This window comes from Kitasatospora cineracea (assembly GCF_003751605.1).
GTDB classification, from domain to species: domain Bacteria; phylum Actinomycetota; class Actinomycetes; order Streptomycetales; family Streptomycetaceae; genus Kitasatospora; species Kitasatospora cineracea.
In genome coordinates this window covers 3,885,224-3,911,051 of the sequence record NZ_RJVJ01000001.1, presented here as the reverse complement: position 1 = coordinate 3,911,051, position 25,828 = coordinate 3,885,224, and the positions used below count along the sequence as shown (strand labels likewise).

At 75.3% G+C, this 25,828-nt stretch carries 26 protein-coding genes; 11 read left to right on the top strand and 15 right to left on the bottom strand.

Going from position 1 to position 25,828, the window contains the following annotated elements; all coding sequences use genetic code 11:
- Window positions 1-33: 33 nt before the first annotated feature.
- Window positions 34-1,560, bottom strand: a complete 1,527-nt coding sequence (locus EDD39_RS17805; RefSeq protein WP_208765523.1) for a hypothetical protein — start codon at window positions 1,558-1,560, stop codon at window positions 34-36.
- A gap of 154 nt (window positions 1,561-1,714) precedes the next feature.
- On the opposite strand from EDD39_RS17805, the gene EDD39_RS17800 reads away from it, so the two are divergent.
- Window positions 1,715-2,314 (top strand): hypothetical protein, encoded by a 600-nt coding sequence (locus EDD39_RS17800; protein WP_123557246.1) that lies wholly within the window; start codon window positions 1,715-1,717, stop codon window positions 2,312-2,314.
- Between the two features lie 169 nt (window positions 2,315-2,483).
- Here the strand turns inward: EDD39_RS17800 and EDD39_RS17795 are convergent, their stop codons facing one another.
- The 4 genes from EDD39_RS17795 to EDD39_RS17780 form a co-directional block, all read right to left on the bottom strand.
- Window positions 2,484-2,945 carry an SUKH-4 family immunity protein gene (locus EDD39_RS17795; protein ID WP_123560547.1) on the bottom strand — a complete coding sequence of 154 codons (462 nt, stop codon included), beginning with the start codon at window positions 2,943-2,945 and terminating at the stop codon, window positions 2,484-2,486.
- 86 nt (window positions 2,946-3,031) lie between these two features.
- A complete protein-coding gene (locus tag EDD39_RS17790) occupies window positions 3,032-3,490 on the bottom strand; it encodes a hypothetical protein (protein ID WP_244256770.1) in 459 nt (152 codons plus the stop codon).
- Window positions 3,487-4,557 (bottom strand): DUF2804 domain-containing protein, encoded by a 1,071-nt coding sequence (locus EDD39_RS17785; RefSeq protein ID WP_123557244.1) that lies wholly within the window; start codon window positions 4,555-4,557, stop codon window positions 3,487-3,489. Before EDD39_RS17785 ends, EDD39_RS17790 begins: the two co-directional genes overlap by 4 nt.
- A gap of 305 nt (window positions 4,558-4,862) precedes the next feature.
- Window positions 4,863-6,317 (bottom strand): MFS transporter, encoded by a 1,455-nt coding sequence (locus tag EDD39_RS17780; RefSeq protein ID WP_123557242.1) that lies wholly within the window; start codon window positions 6,315-6,317, stop codon window positions 4,863-4,865.
- A gap of 111 nt (window positions 6,318-6,428) precedes the next feature.
- Between EDD39_RS17780 and EDD39_RS17775 the strand changes: the two genes are divergently transcribed.
- The 3 genes from EDD39_RS17775 to EDD39_RS17765 all read left to right on the top strand — a co-directional run bounded on the left by EDD39_RS17775 (window position 6,429) and on the right by EDD39_RS17765 (window position 9,189).
- The gene (locus tag EDD39_RS17775; RefSeq protein ID WP_030460202.1) at window positions 6,429-6,890 is read left to right on the top strand and encodes a MarR family winged helix-turn-helix transcriptional regulator; all 462 of its coding nucleotides are present in this window, start codon (window positions 6,429-6,431) and stop codon (window positions 6,888-6,890) included.
- Window positions 6,891-7,154: 264 nt separating this feature from the next.
- The gene (locus tag EDD39_RS17770; RefSeq protein ID WP_227480659.1) at window positions 7,155-7,931 is read left to right on the top strand and encodes a LamB/YcsF family protein; all 777 of its coding nucleotides are present in this window, start codon (window positions 7,155-7,157) and stop codon (window positions 7,929-7,931) included.
- A gap of 259 nt (window positions 7,932-8,190) precedes the next feature.
- The gene (locus EDD39_RS17765; RefSeq protein WP_123557240.1) at window positions 8,191-9,189 is read left to right on the top strand and encodes a DNA topoisomerase subunit B; all 999 of its coding nucleotides are present in this window, start codon (window positions 8,191-8,193) and stop codon (window positions 9,187-9,189) included.
- Between the two features lie 5 nt (window positions 9,190-9,194).
- On the opposite strand, the gene EDD39_RS17760 is transcribed toward EDD39_RS17765, so the two are convergent.
- Window positions 9,195-9,866, bottom strand: coding sequence for a B3/B4 domain-containing protein (locus tag EDD39_RS17760; RefSeq protein ID WP_123557238.1), 672 nt, complete (start codon window positions 9,864-9,866; stop codon window positions 9,195-9,197).
- A gap of 24 nt (window positions 9,867-9,890) precedes the next feature.
- Window positions 9,891-10,727 (bottom strand): EamA family transporter, encoded by an 837-nt coding sequence (locus EDD39_RS17755; protein ID WP_123557236.1) that lies wholly within the window; start codon window positions 10,725-10,727, stop codon window positions 9,891-9,893.
- A gap of 143 nt (window positions 10,728-10,870) precedes the next feature.
- Here EDD39_RS17755 and EDD39_RS17750 point away from each other — a divergent pair, with 143 nt between their 5' ends.
- From EDD39_RS17750 to EDD39_RS17740, 3 genes are all read left to right on the top strand, one after another.
- Window positions 10,871-11,473, top strand: a complete 603-nt coding sequence (locus EDD39_RS17750; protein WP_244256769.1) for a GNAT family N-acetyltransferase — start codon at window positions 10,871-10,873, stop codon at window positions 11,471-11,473.
- Window positions 11,474-11,651: 178 nt separating this feature from the next.
- The gene (locus tag EDD39_RS17745) at window positions 11,652-12,494 is read left to right on the top strand and encodes an undecaprenyl-diphosphate phosphatase (protein WP_123560543.1); all 843 of its coding nucleotides are present in this window, start codon (window positions 11,652-11,654) and stop codon (window positions 12,492-12,494) included.
- 143 nt (window positions 12,495-12,637) lie between these two features.
- Window positions 12,638-13,087 (top strand): VOC family protein, encoded by a 450-nt coding sequence (locus EDD39_RS17740; RefSeq protein WP_123557232.1) that lies wholly within the window; start codon window positions 12,638-12,640, stop codon window positions 13,085-13,087.
- A 13-nt stretch (window positions 13,088-13,100) separates the two neighbouring features.
- Here EDD39_RS17740 and EDD39_RS17735 read toward each other — a convergent pair whose 3' ends face one another.
- Window positions 13,101-14,084, bottom strand: coding sequence for an ArsR/SmtB family transcription factor (locus EDD39_RS17735; RefSeq protein ID WP_123557230.1), 984 nt, complete (start codon window positions 14,082-14,084; stop codon window positions 13,101-13,103).
- Window positions 14,085-14,164: 80 nt separating this feature from the next.
- Here EDD39_RS17735 and EDD39_RS17730 point away from each other — a divergent pair, with 80 nt between their 5' ends.
- Entirely contained in the window at window positions 14,165-15,382 is a 1,218-nt protein-coding gene (locus EDD39_RS17730) for an MFS transporter (RefSeq protein WP_123557228.1), read from the top strand.
- 80 nt (window positions 15,383-15,462) lie between these two features.
- Here the strand turns inward: EDD39_RS17730 and EDD39_RS17725 are convergent, their stop codons facing one another.
- The 3 genes from EDD39_RS17725 to EDD39_RS17715 all read right to left on the bottom strand — a co-directional run bounded on the left by EDD39_RS17725 (window position 15,463) and on the right by EDD39_RS17715 (window position 19,450).
- Window positions 15,463-16,164, bottom strand: coding sequence for a DUF1775 domain-containing protein (locus EDD39_RS17725; protein ID WP_123557226.1), 702 nt, complete (start codon window positions 16,162-16,164; stop codon window positions 15,463-15,465).
- A 10-nt stretch (window positions 16,165-16,174) separates the two neighbouring features.
- Window positions 16,175-17,602 carry a HEAT repeat domain-containing protein gene (locus tag EDD39_RS17720; RefSeq protein ID WP_123557224.1) on the bottom strand — a complete coding sequence of 476 codons (1,428 nt, stop codon included), beginning with the start codon at window positions 17,600-17,602 and terminating at the stop codon, window positions 16,175-16,177.
- Window positions 17,603-17,965: 363 nt separating this feature from the next.
- Complete coding sequence (locus EDD39_RS17715) at window positions 17,966-19,450, bottom strand: DNA-binding protein NsdB (RefSeq protein WP_123557222.1); 1,485 nt, start codon at window positions 19,448-19,450, stop codon at window positions 17,966-17,968.
- A 419-nt stretch (window positions 19,451-19,869) separates the two neighbouring features.
- Between EDD39_RS17715 and EDD39_RS17710 the strand changes: the two genes are divergently transcribed.
- Window positions 19,870-21,030, top strand: a complete 1,161-nt coding sequence (locus tag EDD39_RS17710) for an aminoglycoside phosphotransferase family protein (RefSeq protein ID WP_123557220.1) — start codon at window positions 19,870-19,872, stop codon at window positions 21,028-21,030.
- 29 nt (window positions 21,031-21,059) lie between these two features.
- Here the strand turns inward: EDD39_RS17710 and EDD39_RS17705 are convergent, their stop codons facing one another.
- The 4 genes from EDD39_RS17705 to EDD39_RS17695 form a co-directional block, all read right to left on the bottom strand.
- Complete coding sequence (locus tag EDD39_RS17705; RefSeq protein ID WP_123557218.1) at window positions 21,060-22,214, bottom strand: acyl-CoA dehydrogenase family protein; 1,155 nt, start codon at window positions 22,212-22,214, stop codon at window positions 21,060-21,062.
- Window positions 22,215-22,268: 54 nt separating this feature from the next.
- Entirely contained in the window at window positions 22,269-22,349 is an 81-nt protein-coding gene (locus EDD39_RS42540; RefSeq protein ID WP_341869173.1) for a putative leader peptide, read from the bottom strand.
- A 6-nt stretch (window positions 22,350-22,355) separates the two neighbouring features.
- Window positions 22,356-22,850 carry a hypothetical protein gene (locus tag EDD39_RS17700; protein WP_030460187.1) on the bottom strand — a complete coding sequence of 165 codons (495 nt, stop codon included), beginning with the start codon at window positions 22,848-22,850 and terminating at the stop codon, window positions 22,356-22,358.
- A gap of 828 nt (window positions 22,851-23,678) precedes the next feature.
- Window positions 23,679-23,924 (bottom strand): DUF397 domain-containing protein, encoded by a 246-nt coding sequence (locus EDD39_RS17695; protein ID WP_030920714.1) that lies wholly within the window; start codon window positions 23,922-23,924, stop codon window positions 23,679-23,681.
- Window positions 23,925-24,139: 215 nt separating this feature from the next.
- On the opposite strand from EDD39_RS17695, the gene EDD39_RS17690 reads away from it, so the two are divergent.
- Both EDD39_RS17690 and EDD39_RS17685 read left to right on the top strand, forming a co-directional pair.
- Entirely contained in the window at window positions 24,140-24,682 is a 543-nt protein-coding gene (locus tag EDD39_RS17690; protein ID WP_078914807.1) for a PTS-dependent dihydroxyacetone kinase phosphotransferase subunit DhaM, read from the top strand.
- Between the two features lie 215 nt (window positions 24,683-24,897).
- The gene (locus tag EDD39_RS17685; protein ID WP_123557216.1) at window positions 24,898-25,827 is read left to right on the top strand and encodes an NAD-dependent epimerase/dehydratase family protein; all 930 of its coding nucleotides are present in this window, start codon (window positions 24,898-24,900) and stop codon (window positions 25,825-25,827) included.
- Window position 25,828 lies beyond the last annotated feature (1 nt).

Below are 25,828 nucleotides of genomic sequence, written 5' to 3'. Positions count from 1 at the left end.
GGACGGTACGGGAGTTGCGGGGCGCGGGACGGGTCACACGGCGTCCTTGCGGTCGGCGGCCATGCCCACCGCGTCCAGCAGCGCGCTGCCGACGATCAGGTCGGCGCCGCCGAAGCCGGGGTCGTCCAGCCGGGTGCCGTCGTCGACCGCGAACAGCAGCCGTTCCTCGCCCTGCCGGTACGCGGTGCCGACCGGCGGGCTGGCCGCGTGCACGGCCAGCAGGGCGACCAGGTAGGCGAGTTCCTCGCCGTCGCCGTCCCCGCCGGGACCTGTGCCGCGGGCGCGGGCGTCGGCGAGCAGGCCGGAGAGCCGGCGGGGGGCGTCGGCGGGCAGGTCGAGCAGGTCGAGGGCGGCTTCCAGCTGGGCCTCGGAGAACCGGCTGTCGTCGGGGGTGGCGACCAGGTCGGGTTCGGGGAGCTCGACGCCGAGGTGCTCGCGTTCGACGGGCGGGGTCAGCAGCAGGTCGACCAGGTCCGCGACCCGGACCGAGACGGGCGTGCGCAGGCCGGTGGCGCGGGCGAAGAACGCGTCGGTGGGCCGGGTGGCGTCGCCGAGCGGCAGGGTGAGCACGGGGGCGAGCAGCTGGCCGTACAGGTCGATGCCGCTGCGCGCGGTGGGCGCGGCGAACGCCTGCCGGTCCTGTTCGGCGCGGAACAGCGGGCCGGCCTCCAGCAGGCGGGTCTGCAGCTGGGTGTGGCGGCGGATGCAGTCCTTGACGATGTCGACGAGTTCGGCGGCGCGGCGCTTGTGCTCGCCGTCGGTGCTCTCGTCGCGGGCCTTGCGGATGTTGGTGAGGATCGCGTTCTCGTGCCGGTAGCGGTCGGCGATGTGGTCGAGCGCCTCGTCGATCAGGTCGGGGACGGTCTCCATCCAGTCGACCGCGCGGACGTTGCGCCGGGTGGCCTCCAGGGCGCGGCGCAGCGTCTCGGCGTACTGGACGGTGCGGTAGCGGGCCTGTTCGGCGGCGAGCTGGGCGTCGGCGAGGCGGCCGCGCCGGATCAGCACCTCCAGCTTGACCTCGGCGGCGATCTGGGCGCTGGTGACGTCGGTGTCGAGGGCGCCGACCAGCACGTTGACGGCCTCGTCGGTGGTGCGCAGGTAGACCCCGCCGTCCTGGCCGGGGACCTCCTCGATCAGCTTGAAGTCGTAGTCGCGGCGGGTGTACTCGCCGTCCGGGCCGAAGGTGCCGTAGACGGCGCGGAAGCCGCGGTCGACGCTGCCGACGTTGATCAGCGACTCCAGCACCCAACGGGCGACCCGCTCGTGCTCGGCGACGGTGCGCCGCGGGTTCTGGGCGGCGATCCGGGGCAGCAGGCGGGCGAGCACTATGTCCCGGTCGGCGCCGGTGTCGAAGTCCATGTTGAGGGTGACCAGGTCGATCGCGGCGAGGCCGACCTCGGCCATGGCGTACGAGGCGTACTCGCCGGCCAGGTTGACCTTCCGGCTGTCCAGGTCGTGCAGCGGGGCGGTGCACGCCAGCGCCTTGAGCCGGCGGGCGAGTCCCTCGTCGGCGGCCGGGCCGGGGGCGGGCCTGGTGGGCTGGTCTGCGATGGCGGTCACGGTGGACAAGATTAGGGCTTTCCGCGGACAGGTCCGAAAAGCCCCTTTCGGGCGGCCTGTCCTGGCGTGTTGAACACGTTCAAATTCAGGTCTAGAGTCCAAGGCGCGACACCGCGTGCCGTCTCCGGCACCCGCGCCATGAGGGGGGTTCCCCATGTCCGACATCGCCACCGTCCCCGCCGGTTCCACCACCGCCGGCCCGGATTCCGCACCCGCCGCCGACACCGCGCTCGTCCGCCGCCGGATCAGGCGCTGGCTCTGGCTGTTCATCACCTGCCTGGTGCTCAGCGGCCTGACCGCCTTCCCGCTCCAGAGCGAGACCTCGCTGCTGGCCCGCCTGGTCGACGCCACCGGCCTGGACTCCCTGCTCCCCGCCCTCGACGTCTGGGTCCACCGGGTCCGCGAGGGCGTCGCCGACGGCTACGGCGACCACCCGTTCCTCGCCTACGGCACCGACTGGCTGGCCTTCGCCCACCTGGTGATCGCCGCCGCCTTCTGGGGCCCGCTGCGCGACCCGGTCCGCAACGTCTGGGTGATCCGCTGGGCGATGCTCGCCTGCGGCGGCGTCATCCCGCTCGCCCTGATCTGCGGCCCGCTGCGCGACATCCCGCTGTTCTGGCAATTCGTCGACATGTCGTTCGGCGTGCTCGGCGTCGTCCCGCTGCTGATCGTCCACCGCCTGATCCGCACCCTGGAGTGGCAGCAGGCCCTGCGCACCCACCACGACTTCGCCCGCGTCGTCCCCTCCCCCTGACCCGCCCGGGGCCGGGAACCGGGCTTCCGGCCCGGCGGGGCACCGGACCGAGCCGACACCGGACCGGCCAGGCTCCGGCCGGAGCCGGGGAGCCGGGCTTCCGGCCCGGAGCCGCCGGGGAGCCGGGCTTCCGGCCCGGAACGGGAGTGCTGAGCCTTCGGGGGGAGGCTCAGCACTCCATGCCGTAGCCCAACTCCTCCGCGGCGATGCACCAGTACGCGTTCTCGTCCGCCACCGCCGCCGGGTCCACCGCCGCCGGGTCCACCGCCGCGAACCGGGCCAGCAGCGCGTCCGCCGGCTCCTCCGCCGCCGCCGGCGACTCGTCCGGCTCCTCGTCCGCCTCGTACCGCTCGGCCTCCGCCGCCGCCTCCCGGTACAGCTCCAGGAAGGCGAGCAGCTGCCCCGGACCGGAGTTCAGCAGCCCGGGCTCGCCCTCCTCCTCCGGCAGCACCATCACCGGCCCGCCGTCGACCCGCACCCCGATCGCGCTCACCCCCGGATCGACGGCGACCAGGTGGTAACGCGCCCCGTCCACCTCCCGCTCCTCGTACGGCGCCCGCCGCCACTCCCCCGGGTAGGGCAGCACGCCGGCACAGGCCAGGGTCAGCGCGTCGAGCCGGGTGTCGTCCATGCGGGGCACGCTGTCCCTCCCGCCGGACAGCGGCGCGGAACACTCGGCGGCGCCGCCCGACCGGGCGATCCGGTCCGGGAGTCCGGTCATCGCGGGGTTCCGGTTCCGGTCAGCCGCAGGTCGCCGTCCCAGGACTCGCAGCGGACGGTGCCGGTCGGGAAGTCGAGTTCGAGGGCGGTGCGGCCGGTGAGCGGGGTGTGCTCCTCGCGGGCGGCCAGGACGGGGTGGCCCAGGTGCGGGGCGAAGGGGGTGTCGTGCGGGGCGTCGCGGACGTCGAGGCGGCCCCACTCGCCCAGGTCGACGTCGGCGTGCGGCCGGTCGTCGGCGACGATCAGGCACCAGTCGCTGCCGGTGGCGACGAAGGTGCAGCCGCCGCGGTCGTCGCGCAGCCAGACCACCACGGGGTCGGCCGCGCGTTCGCCCTCGTGGCTGTACCAGGACGCGACCACACCGGTCAGCCGGCGGCCGACCAGGGCGGCGAGGTCGGGGCCGGGGCCGTGCGCGGGGCACATGGGCGGCGTGGCGGGTGCGGCGGGGGTGTTCACCAGCGCATCCGGACGTCCTCGGCCCAGCCCAGCAGGCCGTCGACCGCGACGCGCAGGCCGTCGTCGGTGCGGACGGTGCCGCGGTAGTGGCCGAAGCACTGGTCGGTGCGGTTGGCGATCAGGCCCGCCTCGGTGCGGGTGCGGCGGTCGTGGAAGGGGTGGAAGACCAGGTCGACCTGGTCGCTGCCGGGGGTGGTGATCCGCCAGGGGGCGAGCGGGTCGGCGGGGTCGTGGCGCCAGTCGAGTTCGGTGCCGATCTTGCTGAGCCGGCCGTCCACGCACAGCGCGTTCTCGGTGCTGCCGGTGCCCTCCGTCCACTGCCCGCCGAACTGCAGGCCCACGGTGTGCCCGTCGGTGCGGCCGGACGCGGCGCCCCAGTTCCAGCCGAGCGAGCGTGGCCAGCGCCCGCGCCCGTGGTCGAGCACGCCCCAGGAGTCCCCGTCCGTCCCGAATCCGTACGTGCGGTCGCCGAGCCGGACGGTGCCGGTGGCGGGGCGGGCGGTGTGCTTGGAGGTGTACTGGAAGCGCTTGTCGTCCCAGGGGACGACCACCGACAGGGTCTCGTGGCCGTCGGGCAGCGCGACCAGCAGGTCGGCCTCCAGCGGGCGCAGATCGGCGGTGAGGGCGCGGGCGCGCAGCCGGGTGCCGCCGGGTTCGTGGGTGATCGAGATCCGGACCCGGCGGCGGCCGGGGCGCTCCGGCCCGACGGTGAGGTCGGCGCCGTGCGGGCCGCCGGAGCCCGCGATGCCCGCGGGGAAGGCGGTGGGGCGCAGCGGCAGGCCGGGGGCGATCGCGGTGCGCTCGTGGTCCTCGAGGACGCCGTGCTCGTCCCAGGACAGGAAGTACACGGTGTCGAGGGTGAGGAAGTCGAGGTCGCTGACGGTGAGCGCGAGCAGGTGGGTGGGCGTGGTGACGCACCAGTACTCCCACCGCTTGGTGCGCCCCCAGCCGCGCAGGTTGCCGCGGTGCAGCGGGGTGCGCGACCAGCCGACGGCCCCGCGGTGCAGCCGCCCGTCGGGGCCGCACAGGTCGACGGGGCCGGTGATCTCTCGCTCGTGGGTCGCCATCCGCGCACCCTACTGCCGTGACCTGCGCGATAGCCATGGCCCGACGATGCCCGGCCGCCGTTCCTCCGCGCGGGGACGAACCGCCCGCCTGCCCGGGGACGCCGCCGGGCGGGCGGTTCGTCTCCGCGTAGAGGAACCGCCTGCCCGGAGGGCCCCGCCGAGCGTTCATCTCTGCACGGATGAACCGCCGACCCGGAGGACCCCGCCGGGCGTTCGTCTGCGCGTAGACGAACCGCCGGCCCGGAAACGGCGGTGGGCCGTTCCTCCCCGCGGGGACGAACGGCCCACCCGGGCGGGCGCGGGGGCTACTTGGCGGTCGCGCCCTCGGTGACGGCGGTCAGCTGCGGTCCGTCCTTCGGGTCGGCCGCGCCGCCGGCCACCGCGCGGCGGATGCCGGGGATGGCGAGGGTGACCAGCGCGGCGGCGACGGCCGCGCCGGCGCCGATCATGAAGGCGGTGCGGAAGCCGCCCTCCGAGGGCAGGGTGTGCCCGTGGAAGTCGGTGGTCATGTGGGCCAGCACCACGCCGATGACGGCGGAGGAGCTGGAGGTGCCGATGGAGCGCATCAGGGTGTTGAGGCCGTTGGCGGCGGCGGTCTCGGAGACCGGGACGGCGCCCATGATCAGGGCGGGCATGGCCGCGTAGGCGAACGCGATGCCGCCGCTGATCAGGCAGGAGAAGACCAGCACGCCCCAGGCGTGGCCCATCAGGGCGAGCGCGGAGAGGTAGCCCGCGGTGATGATGACGGCGCCGACCAGCAGCGAGACCTTGGGGCCCTTGGCCCGGGAGAGCTTGGCGGAGATCGGCGAGAGCAGCATCATGACCAGGCCAGCGGGGGCCATCCAGAGGCCGGCGGCGACCATCGACTGGCCGAGGCCGTAGCCGGTGGCGGTGGGCATCTGGAGCAGCTGCGGCGAGACCAGGCTCATCGCGTACATCGCGAAGCCGATCACCACGGAGGCCAGGTTGGTCATCAGCACCTGGCGGCGGACGCTGGTGCGCAGGTCGACCAGCGGCTGCTGGGTGCGCAGCTCCCACCAGCCCCAGACCGGGAGCACCACGACGGCGGCGGCGAGCATGCCCAGGGTGGTGCCGGAGCCCCAACCCCAGTCGCTGCCCTTGGAGATGGCGAGCAGCAGGGCGACGAGTCCGATGGTGAGCCCGATCGCGCCGACCACGTCGAAGCGGCCGCCGGAGCGGACCGGGGACTCGGGGACGAGGAAGAACACGGCGACGGCGACCAGCAGGCCGAGCGCGGCGGAGATCCAGAACAGCGCGTGCCAGCTGGCGTTCTGGGCGATGACGGCGGACAGCGGCAGGCCGAACGCGCCGCCGATGCCGAGCGAGGAGCTCATCAGCGCCATCGAGGAGCCGAGCTTCTGCGGCGGGAGTTCGTCGCGCATGATGCTGATGCCGAGCGGGATGACGCCGGCGCCGACGCCCTGGAGCGCGCGGCCGACCACCATCGGGGCGAGCGAGCTGCTGAAGCCGCAGATCAGCGAGCCGATGACGAGCATGGTGAGGCTGGCGAGCAGGATGCGGCGCTTGCCGTACATGTCGCCGAGTCGGCCGAGCACCGGGGTGGCGACGGCACCGGCCAGCAGGGTGGCGGTGATCGCCCAGGACGCGTTGGCGGCCGTGGTGTGGAGCAGGTTCGGCAGGTCCGGGATCAGCGGGACGACCAGGGTCTGCATCAGCGAGACCACGATGCCCGCGCCGGCGAGCACTCCGACGACGGGGCCGGTGCGTGCCTGACTCATGGGGTACTTCCATCTCTTCGGCTAGATATGCATGATGCACACAATGTGTACCATACATATGACCCTCTCGCGGGATATGCTGCCGAAAAGTGACGCAAGGGACGGAGGAGCATGCGGCGCGACAAGGAACTCGCCCTGATCGAACGGGAAATGATGCTGCTCGCCCGCCATCAGGTGCTCGCCACCGCCCGCACCAACGGCGGCCCCGACGCCCTGGAGCGCAGCGCCTACACCCTGCTCAGCCGGATCGAGACCGAGGGCCCGCTCACCATCGGCCAACTCGCCGAGGCGTTCGGGCTGGACACCTCCACCGTCAACCGGCAGAGCGCCGCGATGCTCCGGGCCGGACTGGTCGACCGCATCCCCGACCCGGACGGCGGGGTGGCCCGCAAGCTGCGGATCACCGAGGAGGGCCTGCGCCGCCTGCGCCAGGACCGCGACTGGTCGATCCAGGGCCTGTCCCGGGTGGTCACCGACTGGACCGCCGCGGACCTGGCCGACTTCGCCGAGGTGCTCGAACGCTTCAACCGCGACATCGAACGCATCCAGGGCCGCCCCTGGCCGCGCGGCTGACCGCAGCCCCACCGGCCACCAGCTCGCCGACCACCGCCCCGCCGACCACCGCCCCGCCGACCACCGCCCCGCCAGCCACCGCCCCGCCGACCGGCGTTGCGCCGAGCGGGTGGCCGTCCGGACGCCCCCGCGCGACCTGGCGGGTAAAACCTGCCGCCCGGGCCGCGACCCCCGCCCCGGCCGAAACGATCAGGCCCTACGATCACCCCCAGGAGCGGACCCCGGGCCCGGATCGGCCCGCGCGGAAGGGCGGACGAGGAAAAAGTGGCCGACGCGGTGATCGACCTCAATGCGGACCTCGGCGAGGGCTTCGGACGCTGGAGCCTGACCGACGACGACGCCCTGCTCTCGGTGGTCACCAGCGCCAACGTCGCCTGCGGCTTCCACGCCGGCGACCCGTCCACGATGCGCCGGGTCTGCTCGCTGGCGGCCGAGCGCGGGGTGCGGATCGGCGCCCAGGTCTCCTACCGCGACCTCGCCGGGTTCGGCCGCCGCGCCATGGACGTCCCGCCGGAGGAACTCGCCGACGAGATCGCCTACCAGATCGGCGCGCTCCAGGTGTTCGCCCGGGCGGCCGGCTCCCGGGTCTCCTACGTCAAGCCGCACGGCGCGCTCTACAACCGGGTGGTGCAGGACAACGAGCAGGCGGAGGCGGTGGTCTCGGGCGTGCTGCGGGCCGGCGCGGTCTGCGACGGCCCGCTGCCGCTGCTCGGCCTGCCCGGCTCCCGGCTGCTCGCGGTCGCCGAGGGCGTCGGACTGCCCGTGGTCACCGAGGCGTTCGCCGACCGCGCCTACACCTGGGCCGGCACCCTCGTCCCGCGCCGCGAACCGAACGCCGTCGTGCACGACCCCGAGGCGGTCATCGCCCGCGCCGTCGGCATCGCCCGGGACGGCACCGCCACCGCCGTCGGCGGCGAGCCCATCACCGTCCGGGCCCGATCCCTCTGCGTCCACGGCGACACCCCCGGCGCCGCCCAACTCGCCTGGCGCATCCGCGGCGCCCTCGCCTCCGCGGGCGTCCGCGTCGAAGCCTTCACCTGAGCCCGCCCGACGCCCCGTCACGCCCCAGGAAAATTCCCCGGATTCCCCACTCCCCCGCCCGCCCGGAAACCCCCCTTCCCGGCCCTCCGCCACACCGCCGCGCCCCTTCCCCCCACCCCGGAACCTCCGGCGGCGGCCCCCGCCCGAAACCCCCCGCCGCGGGCCGTACACGGCTTCACCAAATGGCCTCTGACCTGGCATTTTCCTGATTCTCCCCTAGGGTTGGCGACATCACAGGAGACCGTCGGAGGGGACCGCCGTGAGCGAGTACGACGCTGCGCACATCCAGGTGCTGGAGTGGCCGGAAGCCGTCCGGAAGCGGCCCGCCATGTACATCGGCTCGACCGGGGAGCGCGGCCTGCACCACATGGCGCAGGAGGTGCTGGGGGCCGCCGCGAACGAGGTGCTGTCCGGCCGCGCGAGCCGCGTCGAGGTCGCGCTGACGGCCGACGGCGGCGTGCGGGTGAGTCACGACGGCGTCCAGCAGGCCGACCTGGCCCGCGCGTTGACCGTCCTGCCGACCTGCTGGGACGGCCCCACCAGACGGAGGCTCCTGGCCTGGGCCACTTCCTGCCTTGCCGTGGTCAACGCGCTCTCCGTCCGGCTGGTCGCGGAGGAGCACCGGGGCGGCGTGACGCACCGTCAGGAGTACGTTCGCGGCCGGCTGCTCGCCCCGCCCGCCGTGGTCGGCCCCACCGCTCGCACCGGCACCACGGTCGCCTTCCACCCGGACCCGGAGGTTTTCGGGACGACGGCGTTCGACGCCGGTGCGCTGGTCGACCACCTGCGCGAACTCGCCCTGCTGAACCGCGCCCTGGACTTCACCCTCACCGACGAGCGCACCACCCCGCACCGCACCGAGCGCCTGCACCACCCCGCCGGCCTGGCCGACTTCACCACCCGCCTCGGCGGCGACCCCGCCGCCACCCTCACCGTCGAGGCCACCGACGAGCGGATGGGCGGCACCCTCGACCTCGCCCTCAGCTGGACCGGTGGCGGCGGCCTCCACGGCTACGCCAACAGCCGCCGCACGGACGAGCAGCACAGCACCCACCTCCTGGGCTTCCGGGACGGCCTGGCCGCCGCTCTGGGCCGGTCCGAGCTGCCCGCCGGGCTGACGGCCGTCGCCTCGGTGAAGCTCGACGCCCCGGAGTTCAACGGCGCCACCCGCCGCCGACTCGACAACGGCGCCGTCCGCACCTGTGTCGCAGCGGCCGTCCGGCACGCGGTGGAGTCCTGGCGCGCCGGGCGGGACTGACCGCCTCAGCCCAGGTACCGCACTGCCACGTCGGCGCTGTGCGGTGCCAGCAGGGCCTGCAACTCGCCTGCTGCTTCGGCGAGTTCGGCGCCGTCCATGGTCTCCAGCACGAACAGCACGTCGGTGGCGTGCTCGGTGACGCGGGTGCGGTGGGCGTCGCGGTGGTTCCAGTGGCGGGTGAGGACGCCCGCCGCGTCGGCGTAGACCACCTCGCCGGGCTCGGGGTGCTCGACGGTGTCCGGCTCGCCGAGCGGGGTGAAGTGCTCGCCGCCGTCGGCGAACCGGATCTCGACGGGGCCGTCGACCGCCGCCAGGTCGAACGCCCCGGCGGGGAGGGCGTGCCGGACGGAGACCGCGTTGTAGGAGTCGACGGCGGGGTTGATCCGGGGCAGCGCGCCCTGCTTGGCGAGACGGCGGCCGAGCGCGTCCACGCTGGGGCGGATCCGGCGCGGGTTGGTGCCGAAGGCGCGGTAGGCGGCGTGCCAGGCGGCGATCCGCGGGTCGTGCTCGTCGGCGGGGCGCCACGCGCCCTCGGCGGTGCGGGCCTCCAGCCGGGCGAGCGCGGCGGCGGTGGCGGGCCACGGTTCGGTGCCGCGGACGCCGCGGGCGGTGAGGACGGCGATCCGGGCGGCGGGGAAGGCCGCGGCGACGTCGGGGTGCAGGTGCGGGACGGTCAACGGGGGTCCTTTCGAACGGGAGGGTCAGGTCAGGGCCAGCAGGCCGACCGCGAGGGCGGCCGTGCCGAGGCCGGCGAGCTGGCCGCGGTGGATGCGTTCGGCCAGGACGGCGCGAGCCAGCAGCACCGTGCCGGCCGGGTAGAGCGCGGTGACCACCGCGACCACCGCCAGGTCGCCGCTGCGGGCGGCCAGCAGGAAGAGCACCCCGGCGGCCGAGTCGAGCACCCCGGCGGCGGCCGCCAGGCCGTACGCGGGGCGCTCGGGGCCGAGGCGGCGGCGCCACAGGGCGGTGGCGGTGACGGTGAGCGCGGAGGTGACGGCCCGGCCGACGATCAGCGGGGCGACGCCGCTGCCGGACGGGGCCTGGTGCAGGCAGACCAGCTGGACGGCGATCGCGGCGCCCGCGCCGAACGCCAGCAGCAGCGCGGGCCGCGTCACCCGGGCCCGGCCGTCGGCCGTCCCGGCGCTCACCAGCACCACCGCGACCAGCGCCAGCGGCAGGCCCAGCAGCCCGGCGGCGCCCAGGTGTTCGCCCTGCAGCAGGCCGACGGCCACCGGCAGCATCGCGGAGATCAGCGCCGTCACGGGCGACAGCACGTTCATCGGGCCGATCGCCAGCGTCCGGTACAGCAGCGCGAACGCCGCCGCCGAGGCCACCCCGGAGGCCGCGCCCCAGCCGACCGCCCCGGCCTCGAACCGCGCGCCGAGCAGCGGCCAGAGCAGCAGCTCGACGGCCAGGCTGGCGGGCGCGGCGACCAGCACGGTGCGCAGCACGTGCGCGCGGCGGGCGCCGAGGCCGCCGAGGAAGTCGGCGCAGCCGTAGGCGAGGGAGCTGCCGAGGGCGAGCAGCAGGGCGATCATGGCACTTCCCCATCAGTAGGCCGGAACAGCCACAACGGTACAACAGAGTGAATCGAGCAGAGCAACTCAGTGATCTGTCGGGACATTCCCGCCGCCCCGAAATCCGCTTGCCGCGCCGCCGCCCCCGGTGCTCTGCTCGCCCGATGAGCACCCCTCCCCCGATGAGCACTCCTCCCCCGCACCTGCGCCTGCGCACCGAACGGCTCGCCCTGCGCCGTCTCACCCCCGCCGACCTGCCCGCCGTCACCGCCCTGTGCGGCGACCCGGAGGTGATGCGGTACATCGACGACGGCCGCCCCGTCCCGCCCGCCCGGGTCGCGGACGAGCTGCTGCCCGGCCTGCTGCGCGAGTACGCCGAACTGCCGGACGGGCTGGGCTGCTGGGCGCTGGAGGCGGACGGGCGCTTCCTCGGCTGGGCGGCGCTGCACCCGCCGGCCTCGGTCGGCCTGGACCCGGCGGACGGCCTGGAGCTGGGCTACCGCCTGCTGCCCGCCGCCCGGGGCCACGGGTACGCGACCGAGGCGGCGGCCGCCCTGGTCCGCGCCGCGTTCGAGGAGCTGCGGGCCGAGCGGGTGGTGGCCACCACCATGGCGGTGAACACGGCCTCCCGGCGCGTCCTGGAGCGGGCCGGACTGCGCCACGTCCGGACGTTCCACGTCGACTGGCCGGACCCGATCCCGGGCAGCGAGCACGGCGACGTGGTGTACGCGCTGACCCACGCCGAGTGGGCCACCACCACGCCCTGACGCCCACCGGGGCGAACGGTCCGGTTCGCCCCGATCCGCCCCATTGCGATCTTCAGTACATCCGGAGCCCCTATCATCTGCCCGCACCGGACCGCTCCCCGGCCGCCGGACCACCCACGAGCGAACAGGAAACCGCCATGCCGAACCTCCGAGAGATATCCGCGGCGGGTGTCCGGTGATCAACTGGTTCCACGCGGCCGTGCTCGGCCTGGTGCAGGGGCTGACCGAGTTCCTGCCGGTCTCCTCCAGCGCCCACCTGCGGGTCTTCTCCGCCCTGGCCGGCTGGGACGACCCGGGCGCGGCGTTCACCGCGGTGACGCAGCTGGGCACCGAGTCCGCGGTGCTGATCTACTTCCGCAAGGACATCGGCGCGATCATCAAGGCGTGGACGCTGTCGCTGTTCCGGGCCGAGTGGCGGCGCGACCAGAACGCGAAGCTCGGCTGGTACGTGATCATCGGCACGCTGCCGATCGGCATCCTCGGCAAGCTGTTCCAGGACACCATCGAGACCACCCTGCGCGACCTGCGGCTGATCGGCACCACGCTGATCCTGTTCGGCGTGGTCCTGGCCGTCGCCGACCGCTCCCGAGCCGTCCGCAACGCCCGCAGCATCGAGTCGCTGAACTTCAGGCACGCCCTGATCTACGGCGCCGCCCAGTCACTCGCCCTGATCCCGGGCGTCTCCCGCTCCGGCGGCACGATCAGCGCGGGCCTGTTCCTCGGCTACAGCCGGGAGGCGGCCGCCCGCTACTCCTTCCTGCTCGCCATCCCCGCCGTGCTGGCCTCCGGCGGCCTCGAACTGCTCAAGATCGGCGAGGGCCCGGCGCCCGCCTGGGGGCCGACGGTCCTGGCCACCCTGATCGCCTTCGCGGTCGGCTACGCGGCGATCGCCTGGTTCCTGAAGTACATCTCGCACAACAGCTTCACGCCGTTCGTGGTCTACCGGATCCTGCTCGGCATCACCATCATCGCGCTGGTCACCGCGGGCACCCTGGCCCCGGACGCGGGCGCCGTGCACTGACGCCGCCGCCGCGTCCCGCGGGGACGGTCCGCCGGGGCCCCCGGCCGACCGTCCCCGCCCCGTTTCCCGCCCCTCGCCGGGCGACGCACCGACCCCCCGGAGATCGTTGCCGCTCGATCTGACGTGCGATTGAATCCCTTGGCATGACGCTCACTTGGAAACTGGTCGTGGACAGCCGGGACGCCGCCGCACTCGCCGAGTTCTGGGCCGCCGCCCTCGGGTACGAGGTCGAGGACCCGACCGCACTGATCGACGGCCTGCTCGCCGCCGGCCGGCTCCCCGCCGCCGCGGTCCTGGAACGCGAGGGCCGCAAGCTGTTCCGCGGCTACTCGGCCGTCCGCCACCCCGAGGACCCGCACGACCCGGTGAGCGGCATCGGCCAGGGCCGCCGGATCCTCTTCCAGGACGTCCCCGAGGCCAAGCAGGGCAAGAACCGGCTGCACCTCGACGTCCACTCCGGCGGCGAACTCGACACCGTGGTCGCCCGGTTGGAGGGGCTCGGCGCCACCCGGGTCGAGGAGCAGCAGCAGGGCCCGGCCGGCCACTGGTGGGTGATGCGCGACCCCGAGGGCAACGAGTTCTGCGTCGCCTGACCGGCGGCCGGGCTCAGCCGGTGCCCGGCCCCGCCGCCAACCGGTCGCCCAGCTCGGTGCGGTGGTAGAGCACCCGGCGGCCCACCCTGGTCCGGTCGACCAGGCCGGTGTCCCGGAGGATCGCCAGGTGGCCGCCGACCGTGCCCACCGACTGCCCCAGCAGCAGGGCGAGTTCACTGGTGGTGGCGGGCGTCTCCAACTGGCCCAGGATCTGCGCCCGCCCGCCGCCGAGCAGCCGGGCCAGCGCCCGCCCGTCACCGTCCCCGCCCGCCCCGCCGCCCGAGCCGCGCGCCGCGTACACCATCGCGAACGGGCGGCCCGGCGCCTCGCACAGCCAGGAACTGCGCTGCGCCGTGACCGGGACGAACAGCAGGCCGTCCGACCCGACCACCCGGTCCGGGCCGGGGCGGTCGCTGAACCGGATCGCGTCCGTGCCGACCCAGGCGCTGGTCCGGTTCATCAGGTGCAGCGCCCGCGGCCAGCCGTGCGCGGCCAGCAGCCCGGCCCGGTAGGTGACGTCGCGCTGGAGGCCCGCCCGCCGGGCCGGCCAGTCCGCGGCCAGGTGCGCGTCCCAGACCTCGCGGAACAGCGCGGCCGCCCGCGCCCCGTGGCCGCGGCCGCCCAGCCAGTCCAGCCGCTGGCCGGCCCAGGCGTGCTCCTGCGCGGTGCACAGCCCCGCCACCGCGACCTCGTCCGGCACCCGGGCCACCTCGGCGAGCTCCGCCTCCAGCGCGGTCTCCATCCCGCCGCCCGGCGGCAGCGTCAGGTGCCCCGGCAGGTACTTGGTCGCCGAGATCAGCTCGACCAGCCCGCGCGCGTACCCGTCCTCCGCCAGCCGCGCCAGGAACGCCGGCCGGTGCCGCTCCCGCCACGGCACCGCCCACGGTTCGCTGTACGGGCGGGCCAGTTGGACGATCGCCGCCAGCGTCTCGGCGAACGGCGACAGCGCGAACCGGGACCGCGACAGCGCGAGCGAATCCAGACGCAGCACGACCACGCGCCGCCCTCCCTCCGGTGACCTTTCGGTGGAACCCGAAACGATAGAGGCCCCGGCACGACCGCTCGCACACTCTGCGGGTGCTTCCACCACTCCTTCACCACTCCGGCTTCCGCCGCTTCTTCACCGGCCGGGCGATCTCCCTGCTCGGCAGCTCGATGGCCCCCGTCGCGCTCGCCTTCGCCGTCCTCGACGCCGCCCACGGCCGGGCCGCCGACCTGGGCACCGTCCTCGCCGTCCGGATGCTCCCGCTGCTCGCCCTGCTGCTGCTCGGCGGCGCGGTCGCCGACCGGCTGCCCCGGCGCACCGTCCTGCTCACCACCCACCTCGGCGCGGGCCTCAGCCAGGGCGCCGCCGCCGCCCTGCTGCTCACCGGCCACTACGCGCTCGGCCCGTTCGCCGCCCTGGAGTTCCTCAACGGGGCACTCACCGCGTTCACCTCGCCCGCCCTGCGCGGCGTGCTCCCCGAACTCGTCCCGAACGACCGGCTCCGGCCCGCCAACGCCCTGCTGGGCATGGCCGCGAACGGCAGCAAGCTGTTCGGCCCGCCACTGGCCGGCCTGCTGGTGGCCGGCGTCGGCCCCGGCTGGGCGGTCGCCCTCGACGCCCTCAGCTACCTGCCCGCCGCGTACCTGCTCGCCCGGCTGCCCGCCGGACCGGCCCGCAGCCGCCCGACCGCCCTCCGCACCGACCTGCGCGAAGGCTGGACGGTGCTCCGCCGCACCCGCTGGGTCTGGTGGACCACCTGGTCGTTCTGCGCCACCAACCTGCTGCTGGTCGGCCCCTGGCAGATCCTCGGCCCGCAACTGGCCGGCCCCGCCCTCTGGGGCACCCTGCTCGCCGCCCGCGGCGCCGGACTGCTGCTCGCCGACACCGCCGCCTACCGGCTGGCCCCCCGCCGCCTGCTCGCCACCGGCCAGCTCGCCGGCCTGCTCCTGCCGCTCCCGCTGCTCGCCCTCGGCCTGCGCGCCCCCGTGCCCTGGCTGTTCGCCGCCGCCCTCGCCTCCGGCCTGGGCCTCGCCCTCTCCGCCACCGCCTGGAACACCTCCGTCCAGGAACACCTCCCGCACGACGTCCTCTCCCGGGTCTCCGCCAACGCCGACACCCTCTCCTACCTCGCCATCCCCCTCGGCCAGTTGGCCTGCGCCCCGCTCACCACCCGCCTCGGCGCCCCCGCCCTCGCCGCCACCGCCGCCCTCGCCCAGGCCGCCCTCACCCTGCTCCCCCTGCTCTCCCCCGCCGTCCGCCACCTCCCGCACCGGCCCGCGACCCCGGCCCCCGCCCCGGCCCCGGCCTGACCGGGACACCCCGGCACGACGAAACCCCCGCGCCCGCCCCGGCCGGGCCGGAACGAACGCGGGGGTGACGGACTACCGCGCTAGGAGGCCGACCTGCGGCGGCGCAGCACCAGCACGACCAGCGCGGCGAGGACCGCGACGCCCGCGACGCTGCCGAGCACCACCGCGGTGGTGCTGCCGCCGTCCTCGCCACCCCCGGCGACGACCGCGGGAGCGGACGCGGACGCGGACGGGGATGCAGGCGGGGACGAGGTGTATGCGAACAGCGTCACGTCGCTGGTCGGCAGCGCGATCGCGCCCGGGGCGGCCGGGGCGAGGGCGAGCACCGGCGCGGGGTGCTGCGGCTTGGTGTCGCCCTGCGGGAGTTCGATCCAGCGGTCGGTGTGGCCGTCGGAGTAGTCGACCAGGGTCTTGAACACCAGCGAGGCGGCGTCCGGGAGTTGGCGGACCCGGACGGTCCAGTCGGCGGCCGTGCCGGGTGCCAGCGCGGGGCCGGCCACGGTGAAGCCGTCGGCGGTGGGGGCGAGCGTCCAGCCGGCGGGGGCCTTGGCCAGGGTGAGGTCGGCGGGGGTCAGCCCGGCGGGCAGCACGACCTTGACGTCGGTGATGCCCGCGGTGGAGGACTCTCCCTCGGCGGAGAAGGCGACCTCGGCGTCGACGGCGAGCGCCTGCGCGGTCGGCGACTCGACCTCGACGTGCGCGGCGGCGGTGCCGGCCGCGCCGAGCACCAGGCCCAGCGCGAGGAGGGGCGCGGCGGAGCGGTGGCGGAGTCGTCGGCGCATGGCGGGAACCCTACCGGTCGCGGGCCGTCAGCCGGCCGCGGACCGCCGCGTGCACCTCGGCCTCCTCGGCCGGGTCGGCGGCGAGCCGGCGCAGGCGTTCGAGGACCCGGACGTCGCCGGTGGTGGTGACGTGGGTGGCGGCGAGCTCGCGGGTGGACTCCTCGCAGTCCCACAGGCACTCGACGGCGGGGCCGGCCCCGAAGTTGGGGTCGGTGACGGCGAGCGCCTGGGCGGCCCGGCCGCGCAGCTCGGAGGAGGCGGCCTCGCCGTAGACGTGCCGCAGGGCGGGGACGGCGGCGGCGGCGTGCAGCCGGCCGACGCCGTCGACCAGGCTGCCGAGGGCGGCGCCGGCCACGCCGTTCAGTGAGATCCACTGGTGCAGGGCGGCGACGACCAACGGGGCGTCGCAGGGTTCGCCGGCGTCCGCGAGCAGGCGGACGGCGGCCTGGGCGAGGGCGCTGTCCGCGCCGCCGGTCGCCGGGTCGGCCCAGCGGCGGGCGTGCGCGAGCGCCTCGGGACCTCGCATCCGGCCGAGCAGTTCCAGCGAGGCGCGGACCACCCGGTGGTCCAGGTCCGCCGCGGCGGTCTCGATGAATCCGGCGGCGGCCGGGTCGCGCTGTTCGACGAGGTGGCGCAGCGCGGCGCAGCGGGCGCCGGCCGGGCCGTGCGCGGCGGCGTCGTGCAGCAGCGGCACGTCCTCGGGGCGGACCACGGCGGTGAGGCAGCGGGCGGCCGCGGCGGCGCGGCGGGCGAGGGCGTCGGGCGCGGTGCCCTCGCCCTGGTCGGCCCAGGCGAGCACGTCGGCGGTGGACCAGCCGGGGGTGACGCCGGGGCGGTTGAGCTGCCGTTGCCACAGGTCGAACGGTGACTGCTCGGTGGCGGCGGCCACCCTGGGGTGGTGCGGGGCCCACAGCCGCCACACCCGCGGCTCGTAGGCGGCGCGGATGGTCTCGCGCAGGTCGGCGTCGCCCTCCGGGTCGGCCGGGAAGCGGTCGAGGACGGCGGGGGCGAGGGCGAGCAGGGCCTCGTCGGTGTCGCGCAGGGCGAGTTCGTCGAGGGCCCAGGCCCAGTTGGTTCCGGTGGTGGTGTAGGCGCGCAGCAGGTCGAGGGCGTCGCGGCGGCCGTAGCCGGCGAGGTGGCCCAGGACGGCGAGGGCGAGGCCGGTGCGGGCCTCGTCGGTGTCGAGGCTGTCCTCGGGCGAGTGCAGGTGGAGCTCGATGCCGGTGAGGGGGGCTTCGAGCTCCATGTAGAGGCGGGCGTAGTACAAGGAGCGGTTCTCGACCTGCCAGTCGGCGCGGGGGTCGTTGGTGACGCAGGTCTCGACGGCGGCGATCGCCTCGTCGCGGTCTGCGGCCAACGCATGCAGCTGCCCGTCTCCGCGGCCTCTCTGGAGGAGGCCGAGGAGGCTGGCGCTGGGCGCTATCACTGGCTCGAACATGAGGTCAGCATCCGTTGCGGCGGTCGTCGTGGCAACGGGATTTCCGTCGCCGGGGTCGGTTGGCACAGCTCAGGCGCCCGGGCGCCGGAATCACCGAAGGTTACCGCCTGGGTGGCCGATCCGCACACAGGGCAACGGATTTCCGCCCGGTGACCGCGCCAAACCGGGTCCGTCCGTACCGGATCGACCCCTTCCGGAATGTGCGGTGCGTTCGGGTGCGAATCAGCCCGTTGTTCGGCATTCGGACACCCCTCGGCCGGAGGTGCCCGGAGCCGGTGCGGACGGGGGACGGATCGGGCGGGGACGGATCGGGCGGGGACGGTACGGACGGAGCCGGTGCGGACGGAGCCGGTGCGGGCGCGGTCAGATCGGGCGGGGTCCGCGGGGTGCGGGCAGCACGGCGTGGATCCGGTCGCGGAGTTCGGCCACCTCGGGCAGTCCGCGGTAGCGGGTGGAGAGCCGGTACATCTCGCGCAGCCGGTCCCAGGTGCGCTTGGAGGAGGTGTCGTTGATCGAGGCGAGGGCGAGTTTGGCCTGCACCTGGGCCTCGTCGGGTTCGCCGGAGATCCAGTGGATGGAGGCCAGCGTGATCCGGTCGAGCAGCGCGGAGCGCTCCCGGCCGGTCGTCTGGCGCAGCCGGATCGCGGTCCGGGCGTGCCGGACGGCGAGCGGGACGGCTCCGGGGTCGTGCTCGGCGAGGGTGCGGTAGACCAGGGCCTGCATGCCGTGCAGTTCGGCCTCGTTGAACAGCTGCATCCAGCTGGGCGGGGGTTCGGGGCTGTCCTGGACGAACAGCTCCTCGGCCTCGCCGAGCACCCGGTGGGTGGCCTCGGAGCGGCCGAGCGAGGCCTGCGCCCAGGCTTCGACGGTGTGCAGCATGGCCCGGGTGCGCGGCTGGGTGCCGTCGCCGGGGCCGGCGCTGGCGTTGGCGAGCTGCATGAGTTCGAGGGCGTCGTCGGCCCGGCCGAGGTGGAGCATCTGGCGGGCGGCGCGGGAGATCGCCTCGCCGGCCCGGGGGCGGTCGTCGGCCTCCCGGGCTGCCTGCGCGGCGATCACGAAGTAGCGCTGGGCGGTGGGTTCGAGGCCGACGTCGTGGGACATCCAGCCGGCCAGCACGGCGAGGTTGGCGGCGACCGTCCACAACCGGCGCTCCAGCGCGGGCGGGTGGCCGTGGGTGAGCAGGCCGCCGACCTCGTTGAGCTGGCCGACCACGGCCTTGCGCTGGAGTCCGCCGCCGCGCGAGGCGTCCCAGGCCCGGAACACGTCGACGGCGCGCTCGAGGGCGGCGACCTCGTCGTTGCCGACCGGTCCGGGTTCGTAGACGTCCAGGACGGGGTGCGCCCCGCCCTGCACCAGGACGGGGCGGGGGCCCGGGCGGGCGGCCGCCTCGGCGACCGCGCCGCCGGTGAGCCAGTCGTGCAGGTTGTCGGCGATGACCGCGCCCGCCGCGAGGGCGGCCGAGGCGCCGACCAGTCCGCGTCTGTTCAGCATGAGGTCCATTCCCGTGAACTCGGTGAGGACCGCGGCCGTCCGATCCGGTGCCCAGGGCTCCTTCGGCGGTGCTGCGCTGCTGCCGGACCTGGTGGGCCGGTGTCGTTCGAGACCAAGGTCCTCGGTGGTGACGACACGGCCGAGCCGCTCCGTGAACACGGCGGCCAGCACCCTCGGCACCGGGTCGCGCGGGATCTCGCCGTGCTCGATCCAGCGCCGCACCCGGGAGGTGTCGGTGGACAGCTGCTGCTCGCCCAGCGCGGCACCCCGCCGGTTGACCAGCCGGGCCAGCTCGCCCTTGGACCATCCGGTCAGGGCGAAGTGGTCGGCCAGTCTGGTGTTCGGCCCCTTGCTCAACTGAAGCCCCCAGGATCCTCGGCTGGTTCCCGACCCTAGTGGCTCTGTCACATGCCAAGCGACCATTCGCCAGGGTTCGCCAGGGTGCGCTACGTGGTGTGCCAGTGCCGTCCGGGTGTCAGGTAGGTATGCGCCACCCCGGCTCCGCGCCGGAACGGCCCCCGACCGGCCCGGATCCCGATCCGACGGTGCGTCGGGCGGCCTTCCGGGAGCGGTGTCGCGGGGGGTGGCGCGACCGGGTGGCGCGGGGGCGCCGGGCAGGGCGCGGTGGTCGGGACGGACGTACTTCCCCAGGGTGCGGACGGTTCCGGCGGGCCGCCGACCGTGCCCGGCGCCCGCGCCCCACCCGGCGGGCCCGACCCCAGTCGACGGGCCACTCACAGCTTTGCCGCCGGTCAAGGAAGGACCCTCACCAGCCCATGTACTCCACAGCCAGCACCGGTACCCGCTCGTCGTCCCCGAACGGGGTGGACGCCGCGGCCGCACGCCCGTCACGCTCCCCCCTGCGCCCCCCGACCGCCGGTGCGGGCCGGCCCGCGCCGCGCGGCGCGGAGCTGCGCGACCCGCGCGGGCGCACCACCCTGGTGACCCGTCCGGTGGCGGACCAGGCCGGTCGGCTGGGCCGGCCGGCCGGGGGCCGGGCCCCGGAGGCGTTCGTGGACCGGGTGGACCCGGCCGCGCTGCAGACCCCGGCGGTGCGGGCGGTGCTCGCCAACGTCGCGCGGATATGTCCGGCGTTCCTGCCGCGCCAGGTGCTGCGGGAGGGCGGTCGGCACATCCTGATCGCGGGCACCATCGGCCGGGCCCCGGTGGTGGCGAAGTGCCTGGCGCCGGCGGCGCTGCGCGGGGAGCGGGCGGAGCAGCTGATCGAGCGCTTCCACCACGAGGTGGCGGTGTACCGGGCGTTCGTCCGGCACCGTCCGCCGGTGCGGCTGCCGCGGCTGGTGGCGGCCGACCACGACCGCTGCGTGCTGGTGCTGGAGCGGGTGCCGGGCCGGCCGGCGGCCCGCGAGCGGCACCCGGTGAACGCGCCGACGCCGGGCGAGGTGCGCGCGGTGCTGGGCGCGGTGCGCACGCTGAACCTGTGGCGGCCGCCGACCGACGTGTTCGGCAAGCCGATGGACTACCAGACCGAGATCGCCCGGTACCACTCGCTGGGCCTGCTGACCGACCGGGACGCGGGCGACCTGCGCGGCCTGCTGCACGGCCTGTCCTCGATGCCGTGGCAGCTGAACCACGGCGACGCGCTGCTCGGCAACATCCTGCTGGCCCCGTCCGGCCCGGTCCTGCTGGACTGGGAGCAGGCCGGCTGGTACCTGCCGGGCTACGACCTGGCGGTGCTGTGGAGCGTGCTGTCGGGCGACACCGCGGCCCGCCGCCAGATCAGCCAACTCGCCCAGTCCGGCGGCACGCTGGCCCGGGACGCGTTCCTGGTGAACCTGGTGCTGGTGCTGATGCGCGAACTGCGGCTGCACGACGTCCCGGGTGCGGGCGAGGAGCAGCGGATCATGATCCGCCGGCTGTACGACGACTCGGCGCTGGCCCGCCGCGCGGTCCGCGCGGCGGTCGGCACCCGCTAGTCCGGCGCCGGGGACCCGGACGGCGGGTTTCAGCCACCCAGCAGGGATTCGCCGAGGGCGTCCAGCACGGCGTCCTCGGCGGGCAGTTGGGTGCGCAGGCTGAGGGTGTCGCGCAGGTGGCGCTCGAGCGGGTGGCGGCGGTCGAGGCCGGTGCTGCCGGTGAGGGTGAGGGTCCGCTGCACGGTGTCCGCGGCGGTGCGGGCGGCGAGCAGTTGGACGGCGGGCGCCCGGGTGGCGGCGGCCGGGTCGGCGTCGGTGCGGGCGGCCAGGCCGTGGACGAGCTCCTCGGCGCCGGTGAGCGCGGCGTCGAGTTCGCCGAGCGGGCGGCGGTGGGTGGCGGCGGTGCCGCGCAGCCGCCCGGCGGACCAATCCAGGGCGGCCCGGGCGGTGCCCAGCAGGACGGCGGTCAGGGCGAGTTGGCGCCAGGCCGCGGCGAGCGGGTCGGCGGGGAAGGCCGGCCCCTTGGGCAGGTGGGCGGCGTCGGTGCCGATCCGGGTGTCCGCGAGCAGGACGTCGTGGCCGGCCGCGGCGCGCAGGCCGAGCTGGTCGGCGGCGGGGTCGATCTCCAGTCCGGGGCTGTCGGCGCGGACCAGGAACAGGCCGGTGCGTGGCCGGTTCTGGGCGGTCCGGTCCTCGGCGGTGCGGGCCTCGACGACCAGCCAGGCGAGCGCCTCGGCGCCGGGGCAGTGCGGGGCGCGGCCGACGAGCCGCCAGGCGTCGCCCTGCCAGTGCGCGGTGACGGCGGGCGGGCGTCCGGCGGGGGCCCGGAGGGTGCCGACCAGGGCGGGGCCGCGGCGGGACTCGGTGAGCAGCCGCCGGTAGAGCGCGGCGGGCCAGGGCGCGGTGCGGGCCTGTTCGGCGTGGTGCAGCAGGGTGTGCGCGGCGAGCAGGGCGACCGAGGCGTCGCCGCGGCCGAGCCGGGCCAGCACCCGGACGGTGTCGGCCAGTCCGGCGCCGGGCCCGCCGTGCCGCCGGCCGACGGTGAGGGTGAGCAGCCCGGCCTCGTGGACGGTTTCGACGCCCTGGTAGGGGAAGGTGCCGTCGCGGTCGTGCTCGGCGGCCCGGGCGGCCAGCAGGTCGACGACCCGGGGCAGCCGGGCGAGCGCCCGTTCGACGGCGCCGTCGGCGGCGGGGTCCGCGGGGGCGGGGGCGGGGACGGTCGGCTGCGCTGCGGTGCGGGTCATGGCGGGGCCTCCGGGCGGGCGGCGTGGGGTGTCGGGCGTCCGTGACTGGGTGGTTCAGGACGCCGGACAGGCCGCGCCGGCGGTGCGCCGGAGGTCCACGTGCAGGCGGCGGGTGAGCAGCAGCGGCCGGGGCATCGCGCGTCAGCCCTGCTGGAACATCTCCGCCGGAAGCGGCTTGAGGAGCTGGTAGAGGTCGTCCGAAATCGGCCGGTCCCAGGAGGCGATGGTGACCTGGACGCCGTCGCTGCGGCCGAACTGCGAGCAGTAGAGCCGTTCCTCGGTGACCTTGACCTTGCGGACGATCAGCAGGTCGTCGCCGAGCATGACCGGGAAGTCCTCGGCCGAGACGAAGTCGACCTGTTCCTCGTTCTCCAGCGAGGCGAGCAGCTGGCGGGCCTCGATCGGCACGCCGTCCTCGCTCTCGCGGGCGGGCGACTCCTGCGGGACGTTGCCGATCAGCATGGCCGGGCCGCGGCCGCCGAGCAGGTCGTACTGCAGGAAGATGCCTTGGCAGGAACCGTCCTGACCGGCCAGGATCATGGCGCCGAAGTCGCCGGGCCAGTCGCCCGGATCCATGGCCAGTACGTCGAAGTCCGGGCCGGCGGGCTGTCCGGAGCGACGGCGGAGAAATGACATGGGCCCATCGTACGTGTCCGGTGGGTGGGGGCCGGTGCGCGGGTCCGCGATCAGGCCGAGATCTACGCTCAGGGACCAATGTTGACTCTGAGCAACCGTCCGGGCTACGTTCGGTTCAGCACGACGGCCGCTCCGGGGCGAGATCCACAGGGGGCGGCTTGTCGCAGCGTGCCTTGCGCGCATTCCCTCACTGCGCACGCGGTCGTGTGAACTCCGAGCACCATTTGCTGATTCAATGGTCTTAGACGGTTCCTTGAGCCTGCGGGTGATTCCGGCGGGCTCCGGGCGGTCGAAGTGCCATCGGGTCGGCACCACCACAGCCACATAACAAACCCAAGAGCCAGGTTCGCGGGGCCCTCGTGCCGTCGCGTCCGCGAACCTTGCCCGGATCACCGCCGCGTGGGGGCGTGCGGAATCCGGGCTCCGGCCCACCCCGGGGAGTCGCTCTTCCCGGTCGGGCCAACTCCCGCTGCGACGGCTGCCGCACCCTGTGCGGCACAGGGATCTGGGAGAGCCCGTCAGCGGCGCCGTTGACGGGCAGCACAAGCGGGCGCCGTGCCTATACCGCGTGGGGGCGGTAGGCACGGCGTCTGCCTGCTCTTACTGTGCTGGCAGGCTTGTCGACCAGTCAACAAGATTCGGTCCATCAGAACTCTTTTGTAACCTCGGCGTATGCCCAGTCGTCACCTGCGCGCGGGTTCCGGCCCGCTCCGCCGCGCCCCGGAACTCCTGGTCCGGGACGTGGCGGCCCGGTGAACGCCGGGCCAACCGGCGGGCCCGGGGTTGGCCGGTTCCGGGCCGGTCCGGCCGCGGCCGCCGGTTGCTCCGCTACTGGTTGCGCGGGTCGAACTCGCCGTCCCGGGCGCCCAGGACGAAGGCCCGCCACTCGGCGGGGGTGAAGATCAGCGCCGGGCCGTCCGGCTCCGCGCCGTTGCGCATGGCGATGTACCCGTCGACGAAGGCGATCTGCACGCCCTGTTCGTCGCCCGCCGCGTTCTGCCACTCGGCCCCGCTCACGTCGAGCTCGATCTTGCGCCGCTCGTTCGCCGCCCGGGCCGCCTCTGCCGGCGTCATCCGCTCACCCTCCCGCTGGGTCCTGCCGTGGTCGAGCGCCAGCCTAGCCACCCGGCCCGCCCGGGCGGGCCGATCGGGGCCCGGCCGGCCCGCGGGGCGGTGCAGATGGGCCGATCCGGCCGTCCGGCGGCGACACCTGTGCTAAGAGGACGTCCCGGCCGCCGCCTCGGGTGAGGATGGGGTCGACCAGTCCGCCACCGACCCGGGAGCAGCCGATGGACCAGCGGGACCGCAGCCGCGCCGACGTCATCCCGATCTCCACCGCGCCGTCGGCCCCGCCGGTGGGCGCCGCGACCGGCACGGTGACCGCGCCGGTGCCCTCGGTGCCGCGCCCGGCCCGGCCGGCCGGGCACGGGCGGGTGGGCCTGGTGCTGGTCTCGCACAGCCAGGAACTCGCCGACGCGGTGCGGGCGGTGGCCCTGGCCGTGACGGAGGCGGACGATCCGGCTCCGGTCGCGGCGACCGGCGGCTCGCTGGCCGACGGGCCGGGCAGCAGCGCGGTGCTGGTGGCCGCGGCGGCCCGCCGGGTCGACCAGGGCCACGGCGTGGCGGTGCTGTGCGACCTGGACGGCCCGGTGCGCACCGTGCTGACGGTGCTGGCCGCGGCCGACGAGCACGGCCTGCCGTTCCCGACCCGGTTCGCGGACGCCCCGTTCGTGGAGGGCGCGGTGGCGGCGGTGGCGACCGCGACCGCGGGCGGCGACCTGGCGGCGGTGCTGGACGCGGCGGAGGAGACCGCCCGCCGCCCCAAGCACTGACCCGGCCCACCCGCTTCCGGACCCTCCGCTTCCGGACCGCCCGCTTCCGGCCCCCCGGTTCCGGACCCTCCGCTTCCGGACCGCCGCACCGGATGCGGCGGTTCGGTTGCGCGTGTGGGGATTTCGCGCACGGCGGGCACGGGGCCGCCGCTAGAGTCGGGCGATGGCCCGGCGGGGGGAGTCCCCGGGCCCGAGCAGAGGGGTGGTGCGCGGCCGTGCGTGTGGTGATCACCGGTGGGGCAGGGTTCATCGGGGCCAATCTGGCCCGGGAGTTGACGTCGCGTCCGGAGGTGGCGGAGGTCCGGGTGGTGGACGACCTGTCCACCGGCAGCAAGGCCAACCTGGCGGGGGTGGACGTCTCCTTCTTCGAGGGCAGCATCCTCGACCCGGCCCTGCTGGACGCGGCGTTCACCGGCGCCGACGCGGTGGTGCACCTGGCGGCGCTGCCGTCGGTGCCGCGTTCGGTCGCCGCCCCGCTGGCCAGCCACCGGGTGAACGCCACCGGCACCCTGGAGGTGCTGGAGGCGGCCCGCCGGGCGGGCGGCCTGTACGTCGCGGCGGCGTCCTCGTCCTCGGTGTACGGCGCCAACCGGGAGCTGCCCAAGCGCGAGACGATGCGCACCGCCCCGATGAGCCCGTACGCGGTCTCCAAGCTGGCCACCGAGTCCTACCTCGGCGCGTACCACCACTGCTACGGCCTGGGCGTGCTGCCGCTGCGCTTCTTCAACGTGTTCGGGCCGCTGCAGGCCGCCGGGCACGCGTACGCGGCGGTGGTCCCGGCGTTCTTGGACGCGGCGCTGGCTGGCCGGCCGGTGACGGTGCACGGGGACGGGCGGCAGAGCCGCGACTTCACCTACGTCGGCACGGTCGCGCAGGTGCTGGCCGAGGCGGTGCTGCGCCGGGTGGTCTGCGCGGACCCGGTGAACCTGGCCTTCGGGACGCGGACCTCGCTGCTGGAGCTGATCGACCTGATGGGCACCGTGCTGGGCGCGCCGGTCGCCGCCGCGCACGTCGATCCGCGGCCGGGGGACGTGCGGGACTCGCAGGCCGACAACGCGCGGCTGCGCGGGCTGTTCCCGGACGTGGTGCCCGTCCCACTGGAGGAGGGGCTGCGGCGCACCGCGGACTGGTTCCGGACGCTCTGAC